Below are 24,018 nucleotides of genomic sequence, written 5' to 3' on the forward strand. Positions count from 1 at the left end.
CCTCATTTGTTGAGCGTTCTAACGTTCCCTCAACAAATGAGGGGGTTAAATTTTGCCCACAATAATTTTACTCATACGACTGTTTAGAATGAAAGGAAAAAAAAGAGTTGCCACGAGACCGAGGCAACTCTTTTCAAACGCTCAAAGGGTATGTAATTACTTTACTGCTTCTTTAAGCGCTTTACCTGGTTTAAATGCAGGAACTTTGCTTGCTGCGATTTCGATTTCCTCACCAGTTTGAGGGTTACGTCCTTTACGAGCCGCACGTTCGCGAACCTCGAAGTTACCGAAACCGATTAATTGTACTTTATCTCCGTTTGCTAATGCGTTTTGAATTACTTCAAAAACAGCATCAACAGCTTTAGTTGCATCTTTTTTAGAAAGTTCAGCTGTTTCAGCAACAGCATTGATTAATTCTGTCTTATTCATGCCATTCACCTCCTCCCAAAGAAGTACGTTTGAATCATTATTATTATCAGTTGTAAACATTTCTATCAAAATATATACATAAATAAGTCAAGAAACCGCATGAAAACAGGATTTTTCAATCAATAGCGTTGATTCTGATAAAAGATTATCATAATCAAATCTGGTTAGCAAGAAGAATTCATGAAATAATGGCAATCTTTTCATCCACACAATCGATAAATGTAGCAAATTCATACTTAAGACCTATGAAAGGGACGATATGAATGAACAAATAAAAAGTGTCCCTGTTTGAGGAACACTTTGGCTTCATTATAAAATTATTGCAATTAATCCACCGGAGCCTTCATTGATAATCCGTTCTAATGTTTCTTTTAATTTATAACGAGCGTTCTCTGGCATAAGGGCTAATTTGGCTTGAATACCGTCACGAACGATGGAGCTTAAGCTTCGTCCGAAAATATCAGAATTCCAAATGGATAACGGATCATCTTCGAAGTCTTGCATTAAGTAACGAACCAATTCTTCACTTTGTTTTTCTGTTCCAATAATTGGAGCAAACTCCGATTCCACATCTACTTTAATCATATGAATCGATGGAGCAACTGCTTTTAAACGGACTCCAAAACGTGACCCTTGACGAATAATTTCTGGTTCTTCTAAACTCATATCTGCTAGTGTAGGGGCGGCAATTCCATACCCAGTTTGCTTCACCATTTTTAATGCATCTGCAATTTGATCATACTCAGCTTTCGCATGAGCAAAATCTTGCATAAGCTCAAGCAGATGGTCTTTTCCACGAATTTCGACCCCTACAATTTCTTTTAATACTTGGTCGTACAATTCATCAGGTGCGTATAAATCAATTTCGGCAATTCCTTGCCCCATATCGATTCCAGCTAACCCGGCACGCTCAATATAGTCATATTCCCCAAACAAATGAACAACTCGATCCACATCTCGTAATCTCTTAATATCTTTTACGGTTTCTTTGACCGCGTCTTGATAATTTTCACGAAGCCAATGATTTTCCTTTAACACCATCACCCAGCTCGGCAAATTGACATTCACTTCAAGTACCGGGAATTCATACAGTGCTTCTCGAAGAACATTTAACACATCTGCTTCACGCATGCTTTCAACAGACATTGCTAACACAGGAATATCGTATTTTTCGGTGAGTTGTGCTCGTAATTGCTCTGTTTCCGGATGGTAAGGACGTGCGGAATTTATGATGATGATAAACGGCTTTCCTACTTCTTTTAACTCTTCAACAACCCGCTCTTCTGCTTCAATGTAGTCATGTCGATGAATTTCCCCAATCGTACCATCTGTTGTAATAACAACACCAATCGTTGAATGTTCTTGAATCACTTTTCTTGTGCCGATTTCAGCAGCTTCATGAAATGGAATTGGTTCCTCATACCATGGCGTATGAATCATCCGCGGCCCATTTTCGTCTTCGTACCCCTTCGCTCCGGGAACGGTGTAACCGACACAATCTACTAACCGAATATTTACGTCTAATCCTTCACCAACATGTACCGAAACAGCTTGATTAGGAACAAATTTCGGCTCTGTTGTCATTATCGTTCGACCGGCTGCACTTTGGGGAAGTTCATCTTGCGCCCGCGCCCGATCAGCTTCGTTATTAATATTAGGAAGGACGACGAGCTCCATAAACTTTTTAATAAATGTCGATTTTCCTGTTCGAACTGCTCCAACGACTCCTAAATAGATGTCGCCTCCTGTACGTTCTGCAATATCTTTAAAAATATCTACTCTTTCCAAGAGATTCCCTCCCGTCGCTTAAGTTCCTCCATTTAGTGTTATATTCCTGGACAGTATTATGTGTATGACGTTGTCCTATTACGATATGACTAATGATGAAACATTTTTTCGTTTAAACAAAAAGCCCTTTCCTCTACAATATATTTTGTAGGGAAAGGGTTATGACTAATTTGTGAAAAAGACAGGCTCATTTTTCTCGTTAACGGTATATGGTAATGAATATGCGGGAACAAATGGGGAATTCTCCATCAGTATGTATCGAATATCTTCTCCTTGTTGAACCGATACTTCCATTTGCTGTAACGCTTGATATAAATCGATTCGATAATCGACGAAAATCTCAGCATTTCCGTTTATCACTAGCGGTAAATTGTTTTGTGTAAACGGACTAACAACAAACGGCTCTTCTTTGTAGCCTAACAATTCATAATTCAGTGTATACACATTATTAGCAATTTCTTCTTTAAATGGTGGGTATCCTTGAGATTGAATGCGAATCTTTATTTCGCGAATCGTTTCCGCTATTCGTAAATCAATTAATTTAACCGTCGGATCTTCTTCAACATTTACGAGGACGTATTGAAAGATCCCCCCACTTTCAAATGCGTTTCCTGGCGCTTCCGATAAGTATTGCGGTATCAATTTTTGAAAATCAATTAAATATTTTTGATATAAAGGTGTATCATTATTTTTCGTTTTAATTGGTAAAAGGCCACCTGTGTCTTCTTTATACTGATTAACAGCCGTTTGAACCATCTGTAATTGTTGTTCGTAAGGAATTTGATTTTTAGCTAGTCGTTCTTCTGGATACATACAAGCGGTTAAAATGATAGAAGCAAATAAAAGGATCGCTCCATGTAATAATTTTTTCACTTTGACGCCTCATCCTTTCATTAAACGAAACGGTCCCTATACCGTCGGTCCACTTAATACTACATATAGCATCATTAATCCACCTGATATCATAAATATATAAGCGAGTAAAGCTACAATCCATTTAAAAAATCCTTTTAATTTATAACGGCTCATATAGATGGCTAAGATCGATACAAACATCGCCCCCATCGCCGCAAATGAAATCCACATTTTCATCATTGCTGGAGACATGTGTACCCCTCCTTTAGTTTCGTCCTGTATTATATCATATCATTTCGATTAATAGAAAACATTGAAAAAAAGCTAAAGTAAAGATGGACTTTACTTTAGCATCTACAATAAATACCCACAACCTAGTTCAAAGCTTAGATTCAATCATCACCATTATATGTGAATGGAATCAATTCAGCATCCTCATTTGCCTAATAAAACTATTATTTCTCATCTTCTAATCGTTCATCAAGAATATTCACTAAATCTTCCATTTCATGTGTTTTCATCCGATTCATCAATGCATCTACCGCTTTTTTCGGATTTTCTCCTTTAAATAAAACCGCATATAGCGCTTCCGTTATAGGCATGGATACATTGTACTTTTTCGCTAATTGGTAAGCGGCTTTTGTCGTTCGAATCCCTTCAACGACCATTCCCATACTATTTAGAACTTCTTCTACTGTTTCCCCTTTGCCGAGCATATTTCCTGCTCGCCAGTTTCGAGAATGCACGCTCGTACACGTAACGATTAAATCGCCAATACCGGCAAGTCCAGCAAACGTAAGGGGATTTGCCCCCATTTTCGTTCCAAGGCGAGAAATTTCTGCAAGCCCTCGTGTCATCAATGCTGCTTTTGCATTATCACCATATCCTAAGCCATCGGTAATACCAGCAGCTAGAGCGATAATATTTTTTAAGGCTCCACCAATTTCAACTCCTACTATATCCGGATTCGTATATACACGAAAATTTTGGTTCATAAATAAATCTTGTACAAATTCCGCTGCTTTCATATTTTTCGAAGTGACTGTAACCGTTGTCGGATGACGTAAACTCACTTCTTCAGCATGCGATGGCCCTGATAATACCACGACGTCTTTTAACAAAGATGGTGGCATCTCCTCTTCAATCATTTCGGAAATTCGCATCAATGTATCAGGTTCAATTCCTTTACTTACATGAACGATCGTAACCGGGTGATTGAGACAAGAGGCCATTTTTCGAACAACTTCGCGAATCGCTTTTGTCGGTACGGCGACAATCACCGTTTCTAATCCTATTAAAGCCTCCAATAAAGACGTATATCCTTTAATCGAGGCCGGCAGTTTGATGTTCGGTAAATATTTTTCATTTGTGTGGTAATGATTAATTTCTTGAATTTGTGCTTCTTTATGTCCCCAAAGACGGACATCGTGGCCATTGTCCGCAAGTACTAGCGCCAGCGCCGTCCCCCAGCTACCTGCTCCAAGAACAGCTACCGATTGTTTATCCAATCCCATCACCTACTTCTCTACTCTATTTTCGTGCTCGTGCAATAATTTTGATTGGCGTTCCTTCAAATCCGAATGCATCACGAATACGGTTTTCTAAAAATCGTTCGTACGAGAAGTGAAGCAATTCTGGATCATTTACAAAAATGACAAATGTAGGTGGCTTCACAGCTACTTGTGTGGCATAGAAAATTTTCAACCGTCGTCCATTGTCAGTCGGTGTTGGATTCATAGCCACCGCATCCATGATGACGTCATTTAACACACTTGATTGGATGCGAAGAGCGTGATTTTCACTTGCCATATTAATCATTGGAAGAAGTGTGTGTAACCGTTTTTTCGTTTTGGCAGATAAAAAGACAATTGGAGCATAATCAAGGAATAAGAAGTGATCTCGAATTTTTTGTTCAAATTGACGCATCGTTTTTTCATCTTTTTCAATTGCATCCCACTTATTCACGACAATCACGATCGCTCGGCCCGCTTCGTGTGCATAGCCGGCAATCCGTTTGTCTTGCTCCCTGATTCCTTCTTCCGCGTTTAAAACGACTAAAACGACATCGGAACGTTCAATGGCGCGTAAAGCACGTAATACACTGTACTTTTCGGTACTTTCGTATATTTTTCCTTTTTTACGCATCCCTGCGGTATCGATAATAACGTATTTTTGACCATTATACGTATATGGTGTATCAACGGCATCACGCGTTGTACCAGCGATGTCACTTACAATGACACGCTCTTCTCCTAAAATAGCATTGACTAATGAAGATTTGCCTACATTCGGTCGTCCAATTAAACAAAACTTAATCACATCGTCTTCATATTCTTTCACGTCTTTTTTAGGAAAATGGCTTACTACAGCGTCTAACACATCCCCAAGTCCAATGCCATGGGAACCTGAGATTGGATACGGTTCACCGAAGCCTAGGGAATAAAAATCAAATATTTGTTCCCGCATTTCGGGGTTATCAATTTTATTAACAGCTAAAACAACAGGTTTATTGGATTTATACAATATTTTTGCAACTTCTTCATCTGCCGCGGTGATTCCTTCCCGACCGTTCGTTATAAACAAAATGACGTCTGCTTCATCAATAGCAATTTCCGCTTGCTGACGAATTTGCTCTAAAAATGGCTCGTCACCAATTTCAATTCCACCAGTATCGATAATATTAAATTCTGTATTCAGCCATTCAGCCGAACTGTAAATGCGGTCCCTCGTTACTCCTGGGACGTCTTCCACAATAGAAATACGTTCCCCAACAATACGGTTAAAAATCGTCGACTTCCCTACGTTTGGTCGACCCACGATTGCAACAACTGGTTTCGCCATGGATGTCACCCTTTCTTTCTGTTTGCTATTCTTTTCCTATAAACGTATTAAGCAAAAAAAAAGACCAAGATGGCCAGTTTACATGTTTGAGATGTTGTCTTCTTTCCATTTCTAATGATCCCTAGAATGCATGTCTTCCTAACTTCATAAGTTTATCAATATTTATAGAAACAAGCAATGCTATTTTAATGTCGGACAATGATATAGATTTCTTCCGTTAATTCATGCGCAATTCCATCCAAAATAGCTTCCAAATTTTTCGCCATCGTGTTCATTTCCTCTTTCGAATCACAATGAAAAACGGACAACCCCGATGGAACTTTTTTTGGATTAATAGTAATAGCTGCTAACACACATTTATCTAAATTCATTTTAATTTTCTTCCTTTCTTATTCGCTTTGGACTTCGTCGGCATTCGAATAGCATTTTCAAGGGTTGGAACTTGTCCGATGATCGCCAAAGCTTTTTCCACATCTTTTTCCTGTGGAAGGACAAAAACACCGACACGACCATCATCTAAATCTCGTTTCGCTAATGGGACTAGCGCTGGGGTGCCAGCATCACGATAGACTCCAAGAGCAGTTGAAATATCATGTAATATCGCCTGACGTTGTCCTAAATTGGCGATGGTCGATCGGGCATTAAAGTTTTTTGGTTTTAAAATAAAGCCCATTCCGTATTTTAAAATTTCTTCTTGTCGTTCTTTTAAACCAATATTCATGATATATATCGTATCAACATATAAACCGGCCCCTTCAAAATGCGGTTTTACATATTCGATTTCTACGATATCTTTTAACTTTCCACCAGACTTAAGTCGATTTGAAAGTAATAGGGCCAGGATACCGATTACAATCGCTGCATATACATTAATAACTAGATAGGCTAATGTCGTTAAAAATGAAGTAAATATAACTAAATAATTGCGACTTTCAAAGGCAATGGCGATTCCTTCAATGTACGTTGGTCCGCGGGGGACAAGTTCAAATTGGTCTAGCTCGGTGAGTGTATTTCGTTCCATATTTCGTACTTCTCGAAATTGTGAAGCAGCTAACGTAAGAAACGTAATGGCGGTAAATTCTTCTTCCATGATGGCTGGTACCGCTACCGTTCCTAATCCAGCGGCTATAAAACCAAGTGCGATATGAATAATTTTCCCATGTAAATACGTTGGATATTGACGATAATCCGTTTTTAGCATATAAATTCTGGCGGCCGTACCGATAATCACCCCAAATACAATCGGGTATACGTACTCGTTCATTATCCTTCTTTGCCCCTTTCTTTTCGTAACCAGGCTGTATCAATGATATATGACAAATTTTCTAACCCTTTCCAAACAAGATGAAGAAAAGAAAACATACAAATCATGTCCAATACATAATGGGTTCCAATTTGTGATGAAAATCCCCATTTGGCTAAAAGAAGCTGAAACATGACTTCTCCTTGCATCATCCCCAACAGCCCTGATAACATCCGACTTTTCGTACAATCGGAATAAACTATCATCGTAAGAGCAAATATAAATGCGGCAAGCATCCATTGTGGATGAAAAATCATCCATACTGGGTCTACTAATTGTAAAAACAAGTACCCGTTATAACTTAATGTGACGATAAGCGATGTAATCCAAAGATACATCCACTTTTCGTTAAACGTATTAGCAAGATAAACAAAACCCATTACATATAAAAAAATAAACGTTCCATTCAACGTGAATCCCAAAAAGGGTACATTAATCTCGGAGAAAACAATCGCTAGTAAAAAAAAGGCGCTTAAACGAAAGCGGTTTGGATCGTTTTTTCGAACTAAAAACGTAGTAATGATCCATCCCATCCAGAGAAACCAATAAAAAAAAGCCCCCTCCATCTTGACACCTCCTATTATCCCCATTATGGGTCATTGTTATGTGAACTAGTCATGAATAACAAAAAAAAATAAGTTTACATTACATAATGGAGGTGATAAGCTTGGGCAAAGATCGTCAAGAAAAAAAGCTAAGAGATTCGCGCCGAGTGGAATCGGATCGAGATCAAGCATTGCATTATCCTGGGGCAACAAAAGTGGAAAAAAGAGAGCAATAAATTTTATAGAAAACGTTCCTCAAACATAAGCAAACGAAAAAGGCTGACACCACATCGATGAAAAACGATGTAACATGTCAGCCTTGTCTTAATTATTTTTTTAACGAGCGCATGCTAAATCGCTCTGGATGCAGTCCTCTTAGTTCAAGCCATTCTCTCATTTTCCCTGTAATTAAAAGAGGTATATGACGTAAAGCGGATAGATGTGGCGCCCCTAATGCACACATGATAAACCGGATATCTTCATGTATATGCTGTATTTCTTCAATAACACCTTCTATCGAATGTTCTTGCAATTTTTTTAGTACAAAACCGGCTAGTCCGCAAAGGGAAGCCCCAAGGGAAATAGACTTTACGACGTCCAAGCTTGTTTGAATACCACCAGAGGCAATGATATCGAGATCTTTCGCACCCTCTTTTGTTTCGACAATGGAAGCAACAGTTGGAATCCCCCAATCATTAAAATAATTTAACATTCTTTTACGACGAGCATTTTCAATGGCGGCAAAATTTGTTCCTCCATATCCACCGACATCAATAGCCGCTACACCAATTTCCGTAAGTGTTTGTGCTGCTTCTCTACTCATACCAAAACCGGTTTCTTTCACGATAACGGGGACATCTACCTTTTCAATAATATTTTGAATTCGATCGACCATTCCCCGGAAGTCTTTATCTCCTTCCGGCATCGTTAATTCTTGAACGACGTTTAAATGAATTTGCAAAGCGTTTGCTTCAATCATTTCAACAGCCATCCGTGCTTGGTCAACACTAGCTTCAGAACCGAGGTTCGCAAAAATGATTCCTGTAGGGTTGACTTTCCGCACAATCTCATACGACGTTCGTTCCGTAGGGTCTTTAAGAGCGGACATTTGTGAACCGACTGCCATCGGAATGTTTGTTTCTCTAGCGGCAATGGCAAGTTGTTCATTGATTTGTTCCGTTTGTTTGCCACCACCACCCGTCATTGCATTGATAAAAATAGGCGAACTTATCGAAAGTTCGCCTATTTGTGTATGCAATTCGATTTGATCGATTGCACATTCGGGTAAGCTTTGATGAACAAATATCACGTCATCAAAACCGTTTTTTCTTGATTGACCGATTTCAAGAGCATACCGAATATGTTCTTGTTTACGCTGAGCTCTCGACACGTTGAATCCTCACCTATTCTATTTCAAGTCCTTCAACTTATCTCCAATCACTTCTCCAAGCTGAAAACCTTTAGATTCTTCTGGTAATTGGAAATCAATTTTTGACATTTCCTCTTTTTCTTCAAGTTCTTTCATGCTTAAGGAAAGGCGATGTTCTTCTTCGTTGACGTCTAATACTTTTACTTTTACTTCTTGACCTTCTTTAAGCACTTCATGTGGAGTACCAATATGTTTGTTTGAAATTTGGGAGATATGAACAAGACCTTCTACACCAGGGAATACTTCTACAAAAGCACCGTAAGATACTAAACGCTTTACGACACCTTCTAAAACAGAACCAACTGGTGCTTTTTCGGCAATATTAGTCCATGGACCAGGAAGAGTTTCTTTAACGGATAAAGAAATACGGCCATTATCCCGGTCAACGGAAAGGACTTTTACTTGTACCGTTTGGCCCTCAGATATAACATCTTCTGGCTTCTCTACATGTTCATGGGATAGTTGTGAAATATGCACAAGACCGTCTACCCCACCGATATCAACAAACGCACCGAAAGATGTAATTCGTTGGACCTTACCTTCTATCACTTGACCAGGTTCAATACGTTCAAGAAGTTGCTTTTTCTTTTCTTCTTTCTCTTCTTCAATAACGGCTCGATGTGATAAGATTAAGCGATTTTTTTCTTCATCTAATTCCACGATTTTAAATGACAGTGTTTTCCCTTTGTAATCGGAAAAGTCTTCGACATAATAATCTTCCACTAACGAAGCAGGAACAAATCCGCGAACACCAAGGTCCACCACTAAACCACCTTTGACAACATCCTTCACTTCTGCTTCAATCGTTTCGTTCGCTGCCATTCTTTCTCTTAATTCCACCCAAGCTTTTTCTGCATCTAACTTACGTTTCGACAGAACCAATAATTCATCTTCCACTTTAGTTACAACGAGACTTAACTCGTCTCCTACACTTACCACATCAGATGCTTTGTCAATATGCAAGCTAGATAACTCACTAATCGGGATAATCCCATCTACTTTACTCCCAGCAATATCTACAAACACTTGTTTTTCTTCAATTTTTGTAACGGTTCCTTGAACTTTATCACCTGTTTTAAATGATTGAACCTCTACTTGTTTCATTTCCTCTGTCATATGTACTCCTCCTTAATCCATGACTGCTTAAAGAATATCTCAAAGTGACTAAATCATCACTTGATTCCAATTACCAGATTAAGTTTCCTTTCTTATTAACTTCTAACAAATGTTCCCTTTTGTCAAGTGAGAAGCCTTATTTATTTTCATCTATTAGTTTTTTAATATGGGACATAATATATTCAGTCGCTTCTTCAGCCGAAGCTTTCCTTTCTTTTAATTCTCTCATACTTAATGGTTTACCGTAAACTACTTTTACTCGACGAAACGGCTTATAGGGACCAATAATGGCACAAGGGACAACATGAGCTTCTGTACGAAGAGCGAAAAATCCAGCTCCGGCTAATCCCTTACCTAATTCTCCTGTTTTACTTCTTGTCCCTTCCGGAAACAAACCGAGAACATTTCCTTCACGTAAAACAGCAAGCCCTTTCTTTAACGCTTCTCGATCACTCATTCCACGTTTAACTGGGAAGGCACCTAATTTGGTGATTATATAGTTTAACACGGGAACACGAAATAATTCTTCTTTTGCCATAAAATGAATCGGACGAGGAGAAGTGACACCTACCGTAGGAGGATCTAAGTTGTCAATATGGTTGGCACAAACAAGTACCCCACCGTCTTTTGGAAAGTGTTCTACTCCTTTTACTTCTATTCGATATAACGGCTTAAGGATGGATCCTGCGACAAATTTGGCAAACGAATAAAATGTCACGTTCATCGCGTCCTTTCCTCAATCACTCTCATGATACGATCAACCACTTGATTTATTGATAATGAGGTTGTATCGATTTCAATCGCATCTTTTGCTTTTTTTAATGGCGCAACTTCTCTTTCAGAATCTAATTGGTCGCGACGAGCAATCTCCTCTATTAAATTCTCTAACGAAGAAGGAAATCCTCTTTTTAAATTTTCTTCATGACGTCTTTTGGCACGTTCCTCGACGCTTGCTAACAGGAAAATTTTTACTTCTGCATTCGGTAACACATGCGTTCCGATATCGCGCCCATCCATGACGACTCCTCCTTGTTCAGCAAATTGTTGCTGTCGTTTGACCATTTCTTCCCGAACGAGACCGTGTTTGGCAACGATGGACACATGATTCGTAACTTCAGAAGTTCGAATATCAATCGTCACGTCTTCACCGTCAAGATACACTAATTGTCCTTCTTCCCCCTGTTTCAATTCAATCGTCGTTTCTTTTAATAATTCCAATAGCGCCTTTTCATCATTTACATCTACGTGATTCTTTAAGGCTTTATACGTTAAGGCACGATACATGGCGCCAGTATCAATATAAATAAAAGATAATTTTTCTGCGATGATTTTTGCTACTGTACTTTTTCCCGCAGCAGCAGGACCATCGATCGCAATTTGAATTGGTTTGTTCATTTTTTTCACCTGCTCTTTTAATCTCATTTGTCCGTCAGTTATTGTATCATAAAAGCATTGGCTGTTAAGTGCTTTCTTTAATTACAAAAAGGAAAATTTATCGCACTTCAAAAAAATGAGGCGCCTATACACGCCTCATTGTCGGTTCATTACCTCAATCATTTCGGTGAAACTTCTTTTATTCACACCTTCATACATCGTTAGTTTATTTAGTGGTGGGAATAACTCAAGATGATGAAACGCAATTTGGGAAACTATTAATAAAACGAAATGAAACACAACTAACTTTAATACAATTCGTTCCACTCGTTTCAAAACGCTCCACTCCTTTTTCGTTTGTCCTTAGTGTGAAGCGTTTGTTATATTTTTATACTATATAAGTCCTTTTTTCTTCAAATCGATTTGACGATCAAAACAAAAACGAATGATTTTTTGGCGGCTCGCCTCATCTAAATCTACAAACTGTAGTGAGGCAATTAGCATGTGATCTCTTTCAAATATTCTTATAATTTTACAATCTACTATTATGTATTCATATTGGTTAACCGCCATAGGAAGGACAAGCCAACATTTTCCAATAAGACCTTTTTTTAATGTAGACTTTTCTTTGGGTAAGATGACCGCTAACCCTCCGGCGCTAATGTCTTCTGTAATTGTTACAAACGTTTCATCTTCAAAGGTGAGAGAAATATCAATGGCGGTTTGAATACGGACGTATTGTCTTCGTTGTATTTTTTTTAACGAAACGTCCCCTGGATAATGAAGAGCCACCATCGGGACCGTTCCTTTTTTTCGACCGATAACCTCGGTTTGAAATTCGAAAACTTGTTGATATTTATCAACAAAACTTACTTTTAACCGGGTCTTGTTTAATAAAAAGACCGTCTTATCAGTTTCCATGTTCACAGGATAATCGATGTAAAGGTGAGAACCGTTTATGTCAATGACTTTTGTACGATATTTTTCACGTATTTCCTTATCAAGTGGTTCAAGTGTTAATGTCATACCAATGCTCAACATGTACGTTCACTTCCTGTTTTATAGTCCCCATAAATTTCCTATGTTCAATTTTACTGGAAGATTGATTAAAAGAAAAGCTACTATTTCTGATAAAAAAGTTAGAGACTATCTCTTTCTGAATGAAACGAAACAAAAAAAACACTCCTACAAGAGGAGCGTTTAAATGGACTCATAAATCGGTTCGGCTTGTGGTAACCTTTCTACTTTTTCTTCCATCCCAGTTTCTGCATTGATAAAAATTCGATACGTATCCTCTCCAAGAACTCCTAAAAATTCATGGCATAGAACTTCTTCCGCTAAATCGTTCGTTATCACGGCTAAATGGTGTTCCATCACCTTCACATTAGGATTGATTTCTTTACGTGCTTCTTCCATTGTTATTTGCGGTTTCGGAAGCTTTCGTTCCGTATTACTTTTTAAATAATCTTCCGCCATAAATCCAATCATTTGCCCATTATCAAGCGCTATTTTCACCTTGATTGACTGAGGATATATTCGAACTCCATCTTGGTTCGTTACATACGTAAAGACACCAATATGATCATATTGCGTACTTTCGAACAGTTCTAACTGTTTGTATCCATGGGCTTTTAAAAACTTTTCCGCTTTCATTGAAGCTTCATTTAAGCTAATTTTTTGCTCTTTCACATCCCGATACACGATAAACCAAATCGGATAGCCACCTTTTTTGGTAATATCGAGATTGGCTTGCATCCCATTTCGATCCTCTAATGCGACAGAATAAAACCCAAAGTCCGACCCTTTACCGTTCTCACTAACCTTGACTTCCTTGTCCCCTTTCAGACCTGAATAATCTTTAGCAATTTTGATAGCCTCTTTCTTTGAAATATCCGGTCCTTTTAAATTTTTGAAATTTTCATCTTTTTCTTTCATGCTAACAAACGTGGTTCCACCTACATTCGTTTCACCGTAACCATCAACGGTTTTTTCTACTGTTTTAAAGCCGTCTATTATCGTGTTATCTGTATTTTCTTTTCCGCTCGCTAACGCAAGCTCAACGTCCATCCACCGTAAATTATTTTTTAAAACTAAATATTGTACTTGTCTTAACTCCTTTTGAATATCAGCGCATTGTTTATAAAGTTGCTTTAATGTTTCATATTCTTTTTCGGTTAATGGCTCTTTGTCAAGATCACGGACAGCTGTACGAAAGCTAAAATCCCCAATTTTCGACAAAAACTCTTCCGTTTTATTAAACGGTAACAAAGAAAGGGGAAGTTGCCCTACATCAGTATGGGCTTCAGAAGTAATTCGCCACACATCAACTAATCCAGGGGAAAGTGACTTTCGAGAGTTCATCGCTAACGTTGTACCAATTTTGTCATGCAACAAGTCAATTTGATACGTTAAATCGTGAAACGCCCGTTGATAATTGTTTTCGGCATGAATTAAGATGGCATTTTTCTCTCGGTGCTCTTGGTATCCCCAATAGGATGTCCCAATCACCGCTAGTGATAAAACGGTAATAACCAAAATACGTAACATCATCCACCCTCCTTACTTACAGAAAATATGTTTCCCAATTTGTTTAATTTGTGGTCTTGACCAAATCCAACTGTTAGTAGCTGTCGCTGGATTAAAATAATACAGCGCATTTCCTGTTGGATCCCATCCGTTTATTGCATCTATTACGGCTTTCTTTGCTGTTTCATCTGGTTCTAGCCAAATTTGACCATCGGCAACAGCCGTAAATGCACCTGGCTCAAAAATGACTCCCGACACAGTATTCGGAAACGAAGGACTTTCTATCCGATTTAAAATGACCGCAGCGACCGCAACTTGACCTTCATATGGCTCTCCACGAGCTTCTCCATAAACAGCGTTAGCCATTAATTGAATGTCGTTTTGCGAAAAGCCATTCGGTGTGTTAACAGCAGTAGCTCTCGTTTCTGGTGATGTATACTGCCTCGTTGCCCTTTTCTTCACTTGCTTGTCTAATGCGACTCCACCATAATGAGTAAATTCGTTTCCTTTGCGGATTTGTTCTTTTACAAACGATTCATGATACTTTGATACTCTGATTAGTTTATCTTTTGTATCTTGCCCTACTAGTCCATCTACAGGCAACCCGAAATCGTATTGAAAGTTTCTTACCGCCCAATACGTTCCCCAGCCGAAGACACCGTCAATTTTCCCGTTATAATAGCCGATATACTGCAAACGGGCTTGTAGTTCAATCACATCGTCTCCAACCGCTCCTTTTTGAATCACTTGATTCGTAAATGCATGCGTAGGGGATGGTGTGGCTTGAACGGAAAGCCATAAACAACTAATGGTGACGATAACCACCAATTTGTACAATGTCCGTTTCTTCATCTTACCTTTCCCTCCAAAAGTAGTAGCATTATACTTATATTTTGTTATCGAGCAATTTTTATACAATCGTCTCAAAATCTCTAATAAAAAACCCTTCTCTTCAAAATCGAAGAGAAGGGTCGTTTGTTTGTTCCAAATAATGCTTAGCAGATAAATGATGGGCTAGTTTTGCTTTCCTCAATCCGAGCCACCATAAAAATAACATAAAAGGAACGATATAAAAAAGCCACTTCGTTTGAGTTAATAATATTAAATCATAGAAACTATGAAGAATAAACGGAATAACAATCGATAATAACAGCCACCATGCCTTTCGTCCATTAGAAAATTTCCCTTTTCCTAAATAATACCCCATAATGATTCCAAACATCGCATGACTCGATACTGGCAATAATGCTCTCCCAAACGCGAACTCAATTCCATTTGCTAGCAAAAATAAAATGTTTTCCGCAGTGGCAAACCCTAACGACACACTAATGCCGTACACGATTCCATCATAAGGTTCTGTGAAATCAACATGCTGATAAATAGCAAAATATAACATAAACCATTTCATAAATTCTTCTAATAGCCCTGCAAAGACGATAGCTTTCATCCAAACGTACGGGATGGCCTGTTCAGCTTCAAACACGTATTGAACGAACATAATCGGAAATACTAAAACCGCGCCATATAAAAACGCTTTAATTACCGTGCTGATTGGTTCCATTTCAAATTCATCTTTTAAATAAAAATAGCTTAATAAAGCTAAACCAGGAGCAATACCAGCGGAAATGAGGACCAGCATGAAATGACCTCTTTTCTTTCTGTTTTCTTAATCGTATCATGGAAATCAATCGATGAAAATAGACAATCAGTTTGGCCAATGAATGGAAATAGATGTTAGAGGGATTCGACTATTAAACCTCTCCCACCTACACTTCGTTTAGTGGAGGGAGACTTCTCGGTGAACATGTTAAATATAAATATTATTTCTTTTGGGTGGAACGATTTCTATGGTAGAAGAAACGGAAAATGGAATTAAAAGCCGAGAGATGAAAACCCGTTGTAAGCGAACAGTTTATACCTTTAAAGATTTTTATAACGAAAAAATCGGCCTCATGGACCGATTTTTTCTTTAAATCTTGTTATACTTGAGGAACTCCTTTTGTGGAAGTTGTAATCCACTCGTATTGGCGGAGTTTTATTTCAAACAATGTTAGCGGATCACGGAATTTTTGCGGATTCGATCTCATTTTCTCCAGCTCTTTTTCTTTATCATTAATTTCTTTTTTTGTTTCTTCTACAGTATAATTCAATACAGTAAATGGGTTTCGGAAGAAGATCGAAATATCTCGTTCCAGTGATTTCTCAAACAATTCGAATGGCAGCAGCAACTTGTTCATGATTGATTCGGTAACGTCTAAATAATCCTGATTTTCAACAAACTGCTTGTATTTGTTATATAACATCGCATTGTTTTGCTGAAAGGTTCCAAACAGCCTGCCGGCACTTTTCAATAAAATTTGATACGGTGTGCGGCGGAGAACAATATTTATCTTATCAATTTGCACACTGCTTGTCATCCGGTCTGCATCCCGGCGCCAGTCATCAAGCACTTCAAAGTCGCAATTTAGCTTAAGCCGTTCTTCTCCATACAACGCATTAAACCCATCACTTATTTCATCAAGGAAAGATTGACAGTGTTTAAGTTCATCATTTGCCGTTAAAATCCATTCCTGAAGCGAACGATAAAGCTCAGGTAAAACCTTATCATTGACATAAGCATGTACTCGCCTGTTCATCTCATCATTTAGTTCAAGGTGAATTTTACGGAAATCACTGTCTTCTTGAATTATATCAGAACAGCCTTGTAAAATTTTCGGAATATTTTCGGATAGATCCGATCTGATTTCTTCCAAGACTTTATGGAACGTTTTTGTAATCACTAGGGCTTTTTCATCTTTCAAATCAGTTAATTGATTGATTGTACCACTTAGCTTTGTGGCCATTTCTTCATTCCATTTAATCAAATCAACTAGGGTGTTTTCCATTTTAACCCGTTTATCTAATAAATGCCTAATTAATTTACGAATAAAAATTAATATTTTTTCAATTCGATCGTCTTCAGCAATTGGTTTGTTTAATTTTTTCAAGAACGCTGCTAGATCATTTTGTTGTTTTCTGCTTCTTACATGTGACGAATAGGCAAACACCTGAGCCTCCGGAAAATATGCGCGAACTCTCGCTCGAGTGTCTTCAACAATACTTGCAGCTTCCTGTTCATTATAAATTTCATCGATTTTATTGAGCAGAAAATGAATTGGAAGATTAGGCGCACATTCCCGAATCTGCATGAGGATCTCTTGTTCTTTTTCGGTAAATGGATCGTTCGCATCTAGGACAAATAATAAACTATCGGCAAAATGCAGATATTTCAACGTACCTTCCATACGATTACGGTCACTAATTCCCGGCGTATCAATAAGAACTAGCCCGTTTTCCTGCAAAATTGGCGATGGAAATGAGAACTCAATAATCGTATTCACAAAAGCCTTATTCAGTCGTCTATCTACTGCCTCCTGGAATTCGTGGAAACTTGAAAAGGTCGATATTTCTTCATCGGATATTTTTCTAATATCCGTCTCATCATCCCCCTTAAATACAATAACTGAAGATGTCGGAGCAGTTAGGATATTTTCTCCAAGGACCGAATTGATAAAGGTAGACTTTCCATTTCCGGAAGTTCCAGCTACTAATAAATGATGTGCTTGAAAATCTACCAGTTCTCGGATGATCCATCTAAAGCGGTAACCTGGATCAACATGCTGCGCTTCCGCCCATTTTACGATGGAATCGAATAATGTTAGGCTACATTCCAAACCGTCTGTCTCATTAAGGGAATTGAAAATAAGATTTTCAGCATCATTGACAACCTCTGGACTAATACTTGATGGAAATCTCTCGCTCCATGCCAATACCGCTGCAGAAGCAAATAAAGCATGAGAATGATCGATTATTTTGATCCAGTTCGTTAAGATATTCGGAATAATCTCTGCGAGTTCTTTCAATAAATACTTTCCATCGATCAATTCGAAATAAGTTTCCTGATAAAGTTTTGGAAGGTATTCCCAATGGCGTTGCCTGTTTACATCGATATTTAAGAAAATATGGTTAAATTCCCTCAGCCATGAAAAATATGAACGCTCGTTTTTGTAACTATTCCATAATGCCTGTACTAACTGTTCAAATCTTGTCTGATCCACTTCGTATAACACGACTAAGCATTTTGAATAATAATGCGGTTCAAAGGTTGTTGTTAATCCTTGTTCTGCATATGTTTTTAAAATATCAAACCAGTGATGAGACTCTGTTCGGATCGCTTCATTTACTGCCAATTCAATTGCGCTCTTCCAATCCTTGTGTTTTTCGAAAAAGGCACGAGCAATGTCAGTAACATTCGGATAGTCCGGATTAAAGGATAGCGCTTTTTTAATCACTTGGTCAGCTTTTTCCAGCCTGCCTTGATCTATGTAAATCGAAAATAACTGCAGTGCAACTTCTGATTGTAAGACACTGCTTTCTGTATCAATGGATTTATAAATCTCTTCAGCTGTTGATAATTGGCCAAGTTCATAATAACAATCCGCTATATTTTTCTTTGCCCACGGTTCTAAATCATTATGAGTGTTTTCCCATTTGAAAATAGCAGCTTCATAATCTTTGTTATGAAAATATACTTCTCCTTGGGCAAAACGGATGGTGGAAATGTCAGCTGTCTCATCTTTATACCCGGCAAGAAAAGCTTCTCCAAGCACACGGACAGGATTTTTTTCATCTGCTTTTAAAAATGTTTCATAAAATGTTTTTTTGATCAGTTGATTCTCTAACGTCATGTTTATCCCCCAACCTATATTTAAAAAGTATATTTTTATACCGTATTAAATACTTGTTTCTATCCTTTGTATTCTAACAGACTTATTTTTGCATAAAGTTTCAATTTGTTTTCATTTATAATACAGATTTTTAACACAGCGGAAAATTCTAACCAACTTATGTTATTATTTGAAATTAATTGTAAACAAGTTGCTTAGTCCTCCTGAATAGTGCAGCTTCAATTTGTGCTGGAGGGTTTACAAAAAATATTCTTACGATTTACCTTATTTGGTTTCTGATTAATGTTATTTTTTGGTTTTATCATCCGTTTTTTCAACTTACCGTGACTCTTCATATACTTCATTTTTCCTAATTACTCTGCTGCCAACCTTCTTTCAAGACGCTTGAACAAGAAGCTTAAACATAATGGGTAATCTGTTATATTTATTTTGAGTAGGGACGTTTTTCAACTACAGAAGCAGATAGTTGAAGAACAAACAAAAAAAACGCTTGGTTTTTTAAAAATTACCCAAGCGTCTTTGTTTCAACTATTTGTATATTCAATATTATATTAAAATTATTAGGTCTACTTTAATATTAAAAGCTTTAATATTTGAAATGTTCCTGAGTCACTTTTTGATTTGCTGCTAATATAACTGCTAATTTAATTCTCGCCTTCTTGCTGTCATAATCATTCCCCAAAATAACTCCTCTACTCATCAAATCATAAGCACTACCTTTATATTCATAAGCAGGATAAACCTTACCTTCTTCAGAGCTGGTTGTCACAACAATTGAAATTCCTTTATCTAATGCTTTTTGAATCGAATCTAACATTAATGGCGATACTTGTCCTCTGCCAACTCCCTCAAGAATGATTCCTTTAGCATTTGCATTGACAGAAGCATCAACAAAAATTCCATCTGATTCAGTATAGCATTTAACAATATCAACTCTAGGTATTTCTGATACAATTACATAATTATCTCTCTTTAAAGGTTTTTGGTAAATGCTCACAACATTATTATCAATAATTCCTAAATAACCGTATCCAAATGATTCAAAGCCTTGTAAGTTAGAGGCATGAACTTTTTTAACGTATTTAGCCGAGTAAATTCTCTCGTTAAAGACAACTACTGTACCAGCATTTCTCATTTGTTCAGATATGGCAACATAAATCGAATTTTTTAAATTAGAATAAACATCCGTCCCTACATCAAATGGTGAACGTTGAGAACCTGTTACAACTACTGGTCTTTCGTCTTGTATAGTCAAATCAAGAAAATATGCTGTTTCTTCTAATGTATCTGTACCATGAGTAACAATTACTCCTGATATAGTTGGATCTTCTAACTCTCTTTCGATTGCTTGTTTAATTTTTAACATAGCCTTAAAATTAATATGCATACTTGGCAATTGGAGCAAATCAACAATCTTTATGTCTATCCCTTTAGGGAGTTGGCATAGTTCAGCTAATTCATTACCTGTTAATTTTCCTGCAACCAAAGTTCCTTTTTCTGTTGGTTTACTAGCAATAGTTCCACCTGTTGTAATTAAGACCACTTTTTTCATATAATCCACCTCAAGAATATAATAACACATGTATTTCGTTCTCAAAAATTGTATTTGTGGATAACTTTTAAGAACAATTTATACTAATAATATGTTGTATTTTTTCAAAAGGATTAAACGGACAAAAAGCATGACTCAAACTTATTGTTTGCATAATCACAAATGAACGATTTAACAACAATTGAATAATTGTTTTAGTCTGAACAAAAACAAGCGGATTCTTTTGTTTCCGATAGAATCCGCTCATTTTTCATTTATTGTTCTCGTTCATGTATAGCTTTTGCAATTAAATCACCGTGGAAACGACCATTTTCAATAAAAATTTCATTCGCGTTGTTCCCCGCAGCAATGACCCCAGCAATAAAAATGCCTGGAATATTCGTTTCCATTGTTTCAGGGTCGTAATAAGGTCTTCCTGTCGCTTGATCAATGGTAACTCCCATTTTCGTTAAGAAAGAGTGATCGGGGTGGTATCCAGTCATGGCAAAAACAAAATCATTTTTTATTTCATGTATCTTCCCGTCTTTTTCGTAATAAACTTTATCTTCCGTAATCTCTCTCACATGTGCATTGAATTCCATCTCAATATGACCGTTACGAATGAGGGAATCAAACTCTGGTAAAATCCACGGCTTAATACTAGAAGAATACTCCGTTCCTCGATACAATACCGTGACCCGGGCACCAGCTTTATGCAATTCTAATGCGGCATCAACAGCGGAGTTTTTCCCACCGATCACTACCACATCTGTATCAAAATATGGGTGTGCCTCTTTAAAATAATGAGACACTTTTGGTAAATCTTCGCCAGGTACGTTCATGTAGTTCGGATTGTCGTAATATCCGGTTGCGATGATTACATACGTACTCGTATAAGTCCCTTTCGTTGTTTGAACAACAAATGAACGGTCTTCTTGTTTCTCAACGGACAACACTTTTTCAAAGCGGTGAATGCGGAGCGCTTCACGTTTGGCCACTTCTCGGTAATAGGTTAATGCTTGGTTCCGCTTCGGTTTCCGATTTTCCGTTACGAAAGGAATTCCACCAATTTCTAACCGTTCGCTCGTACTGAAGAACGTTTGGTGTGTTGGATAATGATAAATGGCATTCACGATATTTCCTTTTTCAATAATAAGAGCGTTTTTGCCGATTTTCTTTAATGCAATCGCCGCGGCTAATCCACATGGACCGCCACCAACGATAATGACTTCTTCTTTCTGCATGGTGTTTCACTCCTTATAGACGTTCACATAGAAAAAATCTCCCATCATTTTATGATAGGAGATTTTAAATATAGATGCAATCGATGTGTCTTGCTTAAATCCAACCTCGGAAGCGACATGCTTCAGCCATTTTACGAACACCAACCATATAAGCAGCTAGACGCATATCAACGCGACGGGATTGTGCCGTTTCATATACATTGTTAAATGCTTTCACCATTACTTTCTCTAATTTTTCCTCTACTTCTTCTTCTGTCCAATAGTAGCCTTGGTTGTTTTGTACCCATTCAAAGTAGCTAACCGTTACCCCACCAGCAGAAGCAAGAACATCAGGTACTAGTAAGATTCCTCTCTCAGTTAAAATTTTTGTAGCTTCTAACGTTGTTGGACCATTGGCTGCTTCAACCACAATTTTTGCACGAATATTATGTGCGTTTTCTTCCGTAATTTGGTTTTCAATCGCAGCAGGTACTAAAATATCACACTCTAGTTCTAACATTTCCTTATTGGAAATGGTATTTTTAAACAATTTCGTAACGGTACCAAAACTGTCGCGACGATCTAATAAATAATCGATATCTAACCCCTTTGGATCATATAATGCACCATAAGCGTCAGAAATTGCTACAACTTTCGCACCAGCATCATGCATGAATTTCGCTAAGTAACTTCCAGCATTTCCGAATCCTTGGACGATGACGCGTGCACCTTTTATATCAATGCCTCGTTTTTTTGCCGCTTCACGAATACAAATCGTTACCCCTTTTGCCGTTGCTGTTTCCCGACCATGGGATCCACCTAATACAAGTGGCTTACCTGTAATAAATCCAGGGGAGTTGAATTCGTCAATTCGGCTATACTCGTCCATCATCCAAGCCATAATTTGGGAGTTCGTAAATACGTCAGGAGCTGGAATATCTTTTGTAGGTCCGACAATTTGACTAATTGCTCGAACGTATCCACGACTTAGACGTTCAAGTTCACTAAAGGACATTTCACGTGGATCACAAACGATTCCACCTTTACCTCCACCGTAAGGCAAGTCAACAATACCACATTTTAAACTCATCCAAATGGAAAGCGCTTTAACTTCTTTTTCTGTTACATTTGGATGAAAACGAATTCCTCCTTTTGTTGGACCAACCGCATCATTGTGTTGAGCCCGGTAGCCAGTGAAAATTTTTACAGATCCATCATCCATTCGGACTGGAATTTTAACTGTCAACATACGAATCGGCTCTTTTAACAACTCATAAACTTCTTCAGGATACCCAAGCTTTTCAAGAGCGTTATGTATGACAGTTTGTGTTGCTTTTAATACGTCATGTTTGTCTTCGTTATTAGTGTTTTTTTCGGCTACCATCTTGTGAACCTCCTAATAAAAATCACTTTTGCGAATTTTGTCTCGCCTTTCATGACATAGTATACACCTTTCCCACATTTATGCAAGAAGAAAAATTATTTTTTGAATATTTTTTGCAAACGCTACCATTCCGTCTTGACATTACATCTTTGATTATGGAAAGCACTTGACTCTTATCCAAAAAAATGCAAAACAAGCTGTTGGAAACATTGTTTTGGAAGAACAAGTGTACCATACTCTTCAATGATAGCTGAGGCTAGAGACGATTGATCACCATACTCTTCAAACAAACTTTTGGCTGCCTGGGGTACATGCTTTGAAATCATAATATAATACTGTTTTTCATAATAATATAATGAACCATCCACCATTACTTTTGATTGGTTGATGCGTTGGGCTAATGATAGCACGTCTTCCAACGTACGAAATTGATAACATGCTTTTTGAAATGGATTAATTAAATCATTGTCTTGATGAAAGGAAGTCCATTCATCTAAAAAGGAATCGAGATCTTCAATCGTTAAAATAAGGACAACTTCTTTCTGTGTGAAAGATGCTAATTCAATGGACACCGTCCCCATTGAAGGAACGTCCAGCATTTGATACGCTTTTTCCATCATATCATCAAACACATCTTGCCATAAGGTGACATCATCCCAAAAATTTCCATCAGAAATTCCTACATGTTCAAGTTCATCAAAGGAAAAAGAAAACTTAAGTTGATTAGGTGATAATCGCTCCAACTTCATCATGTATGCCTCCCACACATCTTGCTTTACCATCATAGTATGTGTAGAAGGTACAAATGGTTCGCTGCATTCATGGTACAATCACCATCTCTACCTTTCACTTTCGGCAACGTGACATTCCGTTATATTTATGAAACTTCCGTCTTTGTTTCGTACGCTTACAGCAGGTCCTTTTTTAAGAATGTCTCTTTCGAGTCC

24 protein-coding genes are annotated in these 24,018 nt (G+C 37.7%); 1 reads left to right on the forward strand and 23 read right to left on the reverse strand.

The features are described from left to right. Nucleotides 1-156 precede the first annotated feature (156 nt). From H0Z31_04015 to H0Z31_04055, 9 genes are all read right to left on the reverse strand, one after another. Nucleotides 157-429 (reverse strand): HU family DNA-binding protein, encoded by a 273-nt coding sequence (locus H0Z31_04015; GenBank protein MBO8176607.1) that lies wholly within the window; start codon nucleotides 427-429, stop codon nucleotides 157-159. A gap of 309 nt (nucleotides 430-738) precedes the next feature. Further along, nucleotides 739-2,217, reverse strand: a complete 1,479-nt coding sequence (gene spoIVA / locus H0Z31_04020; protein ID MBO8176608.1) for a stage IV sporulation protein A — start codon at nucleotides 2,215-2,217, stop codon at nucleotides 739-741. Between the two features lie 165 nt (nucleotides 2,218-2,382). Next, complete coding sequence (locus H0Z31_04025; GenBank protein MBO8176609.1) at nucleotides 2,383-3,090, reverse strand: hypothetical protein; 708 nt, start codon at nucleotides 3,088-3,090, stop codon at nucleotides 2,383-2,385. Nucleotides 3,091-3,126: 36 nt separating this feature from the next. After that, nucleotides 3,127-3,324, reverse strand: a complete 198-nt coding sequence (locus tag H0Z31_04030; protein MBO8176610.1) for a DUF2768 domain-containing protein — start codon at nucleotides 3,322-3,324, stop codon at nucleotides 3,127-3,129. Nucleotides 3,325-3,527: 203 nt separating this feature from the next. After that, nucleotides 3,528-4,586 carry an NAD(P)H-dependent glycerol-3-phosphate dehydrogenase gene (locus H0Z31_04035; protein MBO8176611.1) on the reverse strand — a complete coding sequence of 353 codons (1,059 nt, stop codon included), beginning with the start codon at nucleotides 4,584-4,586 and terminating at the stop codon, nucleotides 3,528-3,530. Nucleotides 4,587-4,602: 16 nt separating this feature from the next. Next, entirely contained in the window at nucleotides 4,603-5,913 is a 1,311-nt protein-coding gene (gene der, locus H0Z31_04040; GenBank protein MBO8176612.1) for a ribosome biogenesis GTPase Der, read from the reverse strand. 185 nt (nucleotides 5,914-6,098) lie between these two features. Then, complete coding sequence (locus H0Z31_04045) at nucleotides 6,099-6,284, reverse strand: hypothetical protein (GenBank protein MBO8176613.1); 186 nt, start codon at nucleotides 6,282-6,284, stop codon at nucleotides 6,099-6,101. Further along, complete coding sequence (locus tag H0Z31_04050) at nucleotides 6,281-7,177, reverse strand: YIEGIA domain-containing protein (protein ID MBO8176614.1); 897 nt, start codon at nucleotides 7,175-7,177, stop codon at nucleotides 6,281-6,283. The genes H0Z31_04045 and H0Z31_04050 overlap by 4 nt, the downstream gene beginning before the upstream one ends. Next, complete coding sequence (locus H0Z31_04055; GenBank protein ID MBO8176615.1) at nucleotides 7,177-7,782, reverse strand: hypothetical protein; 606 nt, start codon at nucleotides 7,780-7,782, stop codon at nucleotides 7,177-7,179. Before H0Z31_04055 ends, H0Z31_04050 begins: the two co-directional genes overlap by 1 nt. Nucleotides 7,783-7,883: 101 nt before the next feature. Here H0Z31_04055 and H0Z31_04060 point away from each other — a divergent pair, with 101 nt between their 5' ends. Then, nucleotides 7,884-7,997: a YpzI family protein gene (locus tag H0Z31_04060; protein MBO8176616.1), complete on the forward strand. Its 114-nt coding sequence runs from the start codon at nucleotides 7,884-7,886 to the stop codon at nucleotides 7,995-7,997. Nucleotides 7,998-8,089: 92 nt separating this feature from the next. On the opposite strand, the gene H0Z31_04065 is transcribed toward H0Z31_04060, so the two are convergent. The 14 genes from H0Z31_04065 to H0Z31_04130 form a co-directional block, all read right to left on the reverse strand. Continuing rightward, nucleotides 8,090-9,151, reverse strand: coding sequence for a type 2 isopentenyl-diphosphate Delta-isomerase (locus H0Z31_04065; GenBank protein ID MBO8176617.1), 1,062 nt, complete (start codon nucleotides 9,149-9,151; stop codon nucleotides 8,090-8,092). A gap of 18 nt (nucleotides 9,152-9,169) precedes the next feature. Next, nucleotides 9,170-10,306 carry a 30S ribosomal protein S1 gene (rpsA, locus tag H0Z31_04070; protein ID MBO8176618.1) on the reverse strand — a complete coding sequence of 379 codons (1,137 nt, stop codon included), beginning with the start codon at nucleotides 10,304-10,306 and terminating at the stop codon, nucleotides 9,170-9,172. A gap of 136 nt (nucleotides 10,307-10,442) precedes the next feature. After that, nucleotides 10,443-11,024 (reverse strand): 1-acyl-sn-glycerol-3-phosphate acyltransferase, encoded by a 582-nt coding sequence (locus tag H0Z31_04075; protein ID MBO8176619.1) that lies wholly within the window; start codon nucleotides 11,022-11,024, stop codon nucleotides 10,443-10,445. Between the two features lie 2 nt (nucleotides 11,025-11,026). Further along, nucleotides 11,027-11,701, reverse strand: a complete 675-nt coding sequence (locus H0Z31_04080; GenBank protein MBO8176620.1) for a (d)CMP kinase — start codon at nucleotides 11,699-11,701, stop codon at nucleotides 11,027-11,029. Between the two features lie 135 nt (nucleotides 11,702-11,836). After that, entirely contained in the window at nucleotides 11,837-12,016 is a 180-nt protein-coding gene (locus H0Z31_04085) for a YpfB family protein (GenBank protein MBO8176621.1), read from the reverse strand. Nucleotides 12,017-12,073: 57 nt separating this feature from the next. After that, nucleotides 12,074-12,721, reverse strand: a complete 648-nt coding sequence (locus H0Z31_04090; GenBank protein MBO8176622.1) for a flagellar brake domain-containing protein — start codon at nucleotides 12,719-12,721, stop codon at nucleotides 12,074-12,076. Between the two features lie 159 nt (nucleotides 12,722-12,880). Then, on the reverse strand, nucleotides 12,881-14,227 hold the full coding sequence (ypeB, locus tag H0Z31_04095; protein ID MBO8176623.1) for a germination protein YpeB: 1,347 nt from the start codon (nucleotides 14,225-14,227) through the stop codon (nucleotides 12,881-12,883). Between the two features lie 12 nt (nucleotides 14,228-14,239). Beyond that, nucleotides 14,240-15,058, reverse strand: a complete 819-nt coding sequence (gene sleB / locus H0Z31_04100) for a spore cortex-lytic enzyme (GenBank protein ID MBO8176624.1) — start codon at nucleotides 15,056-15,058, stop codon at nucleotides 14,240-14,242. A 100-nt stretch (nucleotides 15,059-15,158) separates the two neighbouring features. Continuing rightward, nucleotides 15,159-15,845 carry an intramembrane metalloprotease PrsW gene (gene prsW, locus H0Z31_04105; GenBank protein ID MBO8176625.1) on the reverse strand — a complete coding sequence of 229 codons (687 nt, stop codon included), beginning with the start codon at nucleotides 15,843-15,845 and terminating at the stop codon, nucleotides 15,159-15,161. 340 nt (nucleotides 15,846-16,185) lie between these two features. Continuing rightward, nucleotides 16,186-18,933: a dynamin family protein gene (locus H0Z31_04110; GenBank protein ID MBO8176626.1), complete on the reverse strand. Its 2,748-nt coding sequence runs from the start codon at nucleotides 18,931-18,933 to the stop codon at nucleotides 16,186-16,188. A gap of 586 nt (nucleotides 18,934-19,519) precedes the next feature. Continuing rightward, nucleotides 19,520-20,485 (reverse strand): asparaginase, encoded by a 966-nt coding sequence (locus tag H0Z31_04115; protein MBO8176627.1) that lies wholly within the window; start codon nucleotides 20,483-20,485, stop codon nucleotides 19,520-19,522. Between the two features lie 254 nt (nucleotides 20,486-20,739). Then, entirely contained in the window at nucleotides 20,740-21,708 is a 969-nt protein-coding gene (gene ypdA, locus H0Z31_04120) for a YpdA family putative bacillithiol disulfide reductase (GenBank protein MBO8176628.1), read from the reverse strand. 94 nt (nucleotides 21,709-21,802) lie between these two features. Continuing rightward, entirely contained in the window at nucleotides 21,803-23,071 is a 1,269-nt protein-coding gene (locus H0Z31_04125) for a Glu/Leu/Phe/Val dehydrogenase (protein MBO8176629.1), read from the reverse strand. Between the two features lie 173 nt (nucleotides 23,072-23,244). Beyond that, nucleotides 23,245-23,820: an adaptor protein MecA gene (locus tag H0Z31_04130; GenBank protein MBO8176630.1), complete on the reverse strand. Its 576-nt coding sequence runs from the start codon at nucleotides 23,818-23,820 to the stop codon at nucleotides 23,245-23,247. Nucleotides 23,821-24,018: the final 198 nt, after the last annotated feature.

The organism is Bacillus sp. (in: firmicutes), from assembly GCA_017656295.1.
Taxonomy (GTDB): domain Bacteria; phylum Bacillota; class Bacilli; order Bacillales; family JACDOC01; genus JACDOC01.

What these genes read in the sequence shown, in the direction of transcription:
- H0Z31_04015 (MBO8176607.1), bottom strand. Translation starts at nt 429, where the DNA reads ATGAATAAGACAGAATTAATCAATGCTGTTGCTGAAACAGCTGAACTT.
- H0Z31_04030 (MBO8176610.1), bottom strand. Translation starts at nt 3,324, where the DNA reads ATGTCTCCAGCAATGATGAAAATGTGGATTTCATTTGCGGCGATGGGG.
- H0Z31_04035 (MBO8176611.1), bottom strand. Translation starts at nt 4,586, where the DNA reads ATGGGATTGGATAAACAATCGGTAGCTGTTCTTGGAGCAGGTAGCTGG.
- der (MBO8176612.1), bottom strand. Translation starts at nt 5,913, where the DNA reads ATGGCGAAACCAGTTGTTGCAATCGTGGGTCGACCAAACGTAGGGAAG.
- H0Z31_04045 (MBO8176613.1), bottom strand. Translation starts at nt 6,284, where the DNA reads ATGAATTTAGATAAATGTGTGTTAGCAGCTATTACTATTAATCCAAAA.
- H0Z31_04050 (MBO8176614.1), bottom strand. Translation starts at nt 7,177, where the DNA reads ATGAACGAGTACGTATACCCGATTGTATTTGGGGTGATTATCGGTACG.
- H0Z31_04055 (MBO8176615.1), bottom strand. Translation starts at nt 7,782, where the DNA reads ATGGAGGGGGCTTTTTTTTATTGGTTTCTCTGGATGGGATGGATCATT.
- rpsA (MBO8176618.1), bottom strand. Translation starts at nt 10,306, where the DNA reads ATGACAGAGGAAATGAAACAAGTAGAGGTTCAATCATTTAAAACAGGT.
- H0Z31_04080 (MBO8176620.1), bottom strand. Translation starts at nt 11,701, where the DNA reads ATGAACAAACCAATTCAAATTGCGATCGATGGTCCTGCTGCTGCGGGA.
- H0Z31_04090 (MBO8176622.1), bottom strand. Translation starts at nt 12,721, where the DNA reads ATGTTGAGCATTGGTATGACATTAACACTTGAACCACTTGATAAGGAA.
- ypeB (MBO8176623.1), bottom strand. Translation starts at nt 14,227, where the DNA reads ATGTTACGTATTTTGGTTATTACCGTTTTATCACTAGCGGTGATTGGG.
- sleB (MBO8176624.1), bottom strand. Translation starts at nt 15,058, where the DNA reads ATGAAGAAACGGACATTGTACAAATTGGTGGTTATCGTCACCATTAGT.
- prsW (MBO8176625.1), bottom strand. Translation starts at nt 15,845, where the DNA reads ATGCTGGTCCTCATTTCCGCTGGTATTGCTCCTGGTTTAGCTTTATTA.
- H0Z31_04110 (MBO8176626.1), bottom strand. Translation starts at nt 18,933, where the DNA reads ATGACGTTAGAGAATCAACTGATCAAAAAAACATTTTATGAAACATTT.
- H0Z31_04115 (MBO8176627.1), bottom strand. Translation starts at nt 20,485, where the DNA reads ATGAAAAAAGTGGTCTTAATTACAACAGGTGGAACTATTGCTAGTAAA.
- ypdA (MBO8176628.1), bottom strand. Translation starts at nt 21,708, where the DNA reads ATGCAGAAAGAAGAAGTCATTATCGTTGGTGGCGGTCCATGTGGATTA.
- H0Z31_04125 (MBO8176629.1), bottom strand. Translation starts at nt 23,071, where the DNA reads ATGGTAGCCGAAAAAAACACTAATAACGAAGACAAACATGACGTATTA.
- H0Z31_04130 (MBO8176630.1), bottom strand. Translation starts at nt 23,820, where the DNA reads ATGAAGTTGGAGCGATTATCACCTAATCAACTTAAGTTTTCTTTTTCC.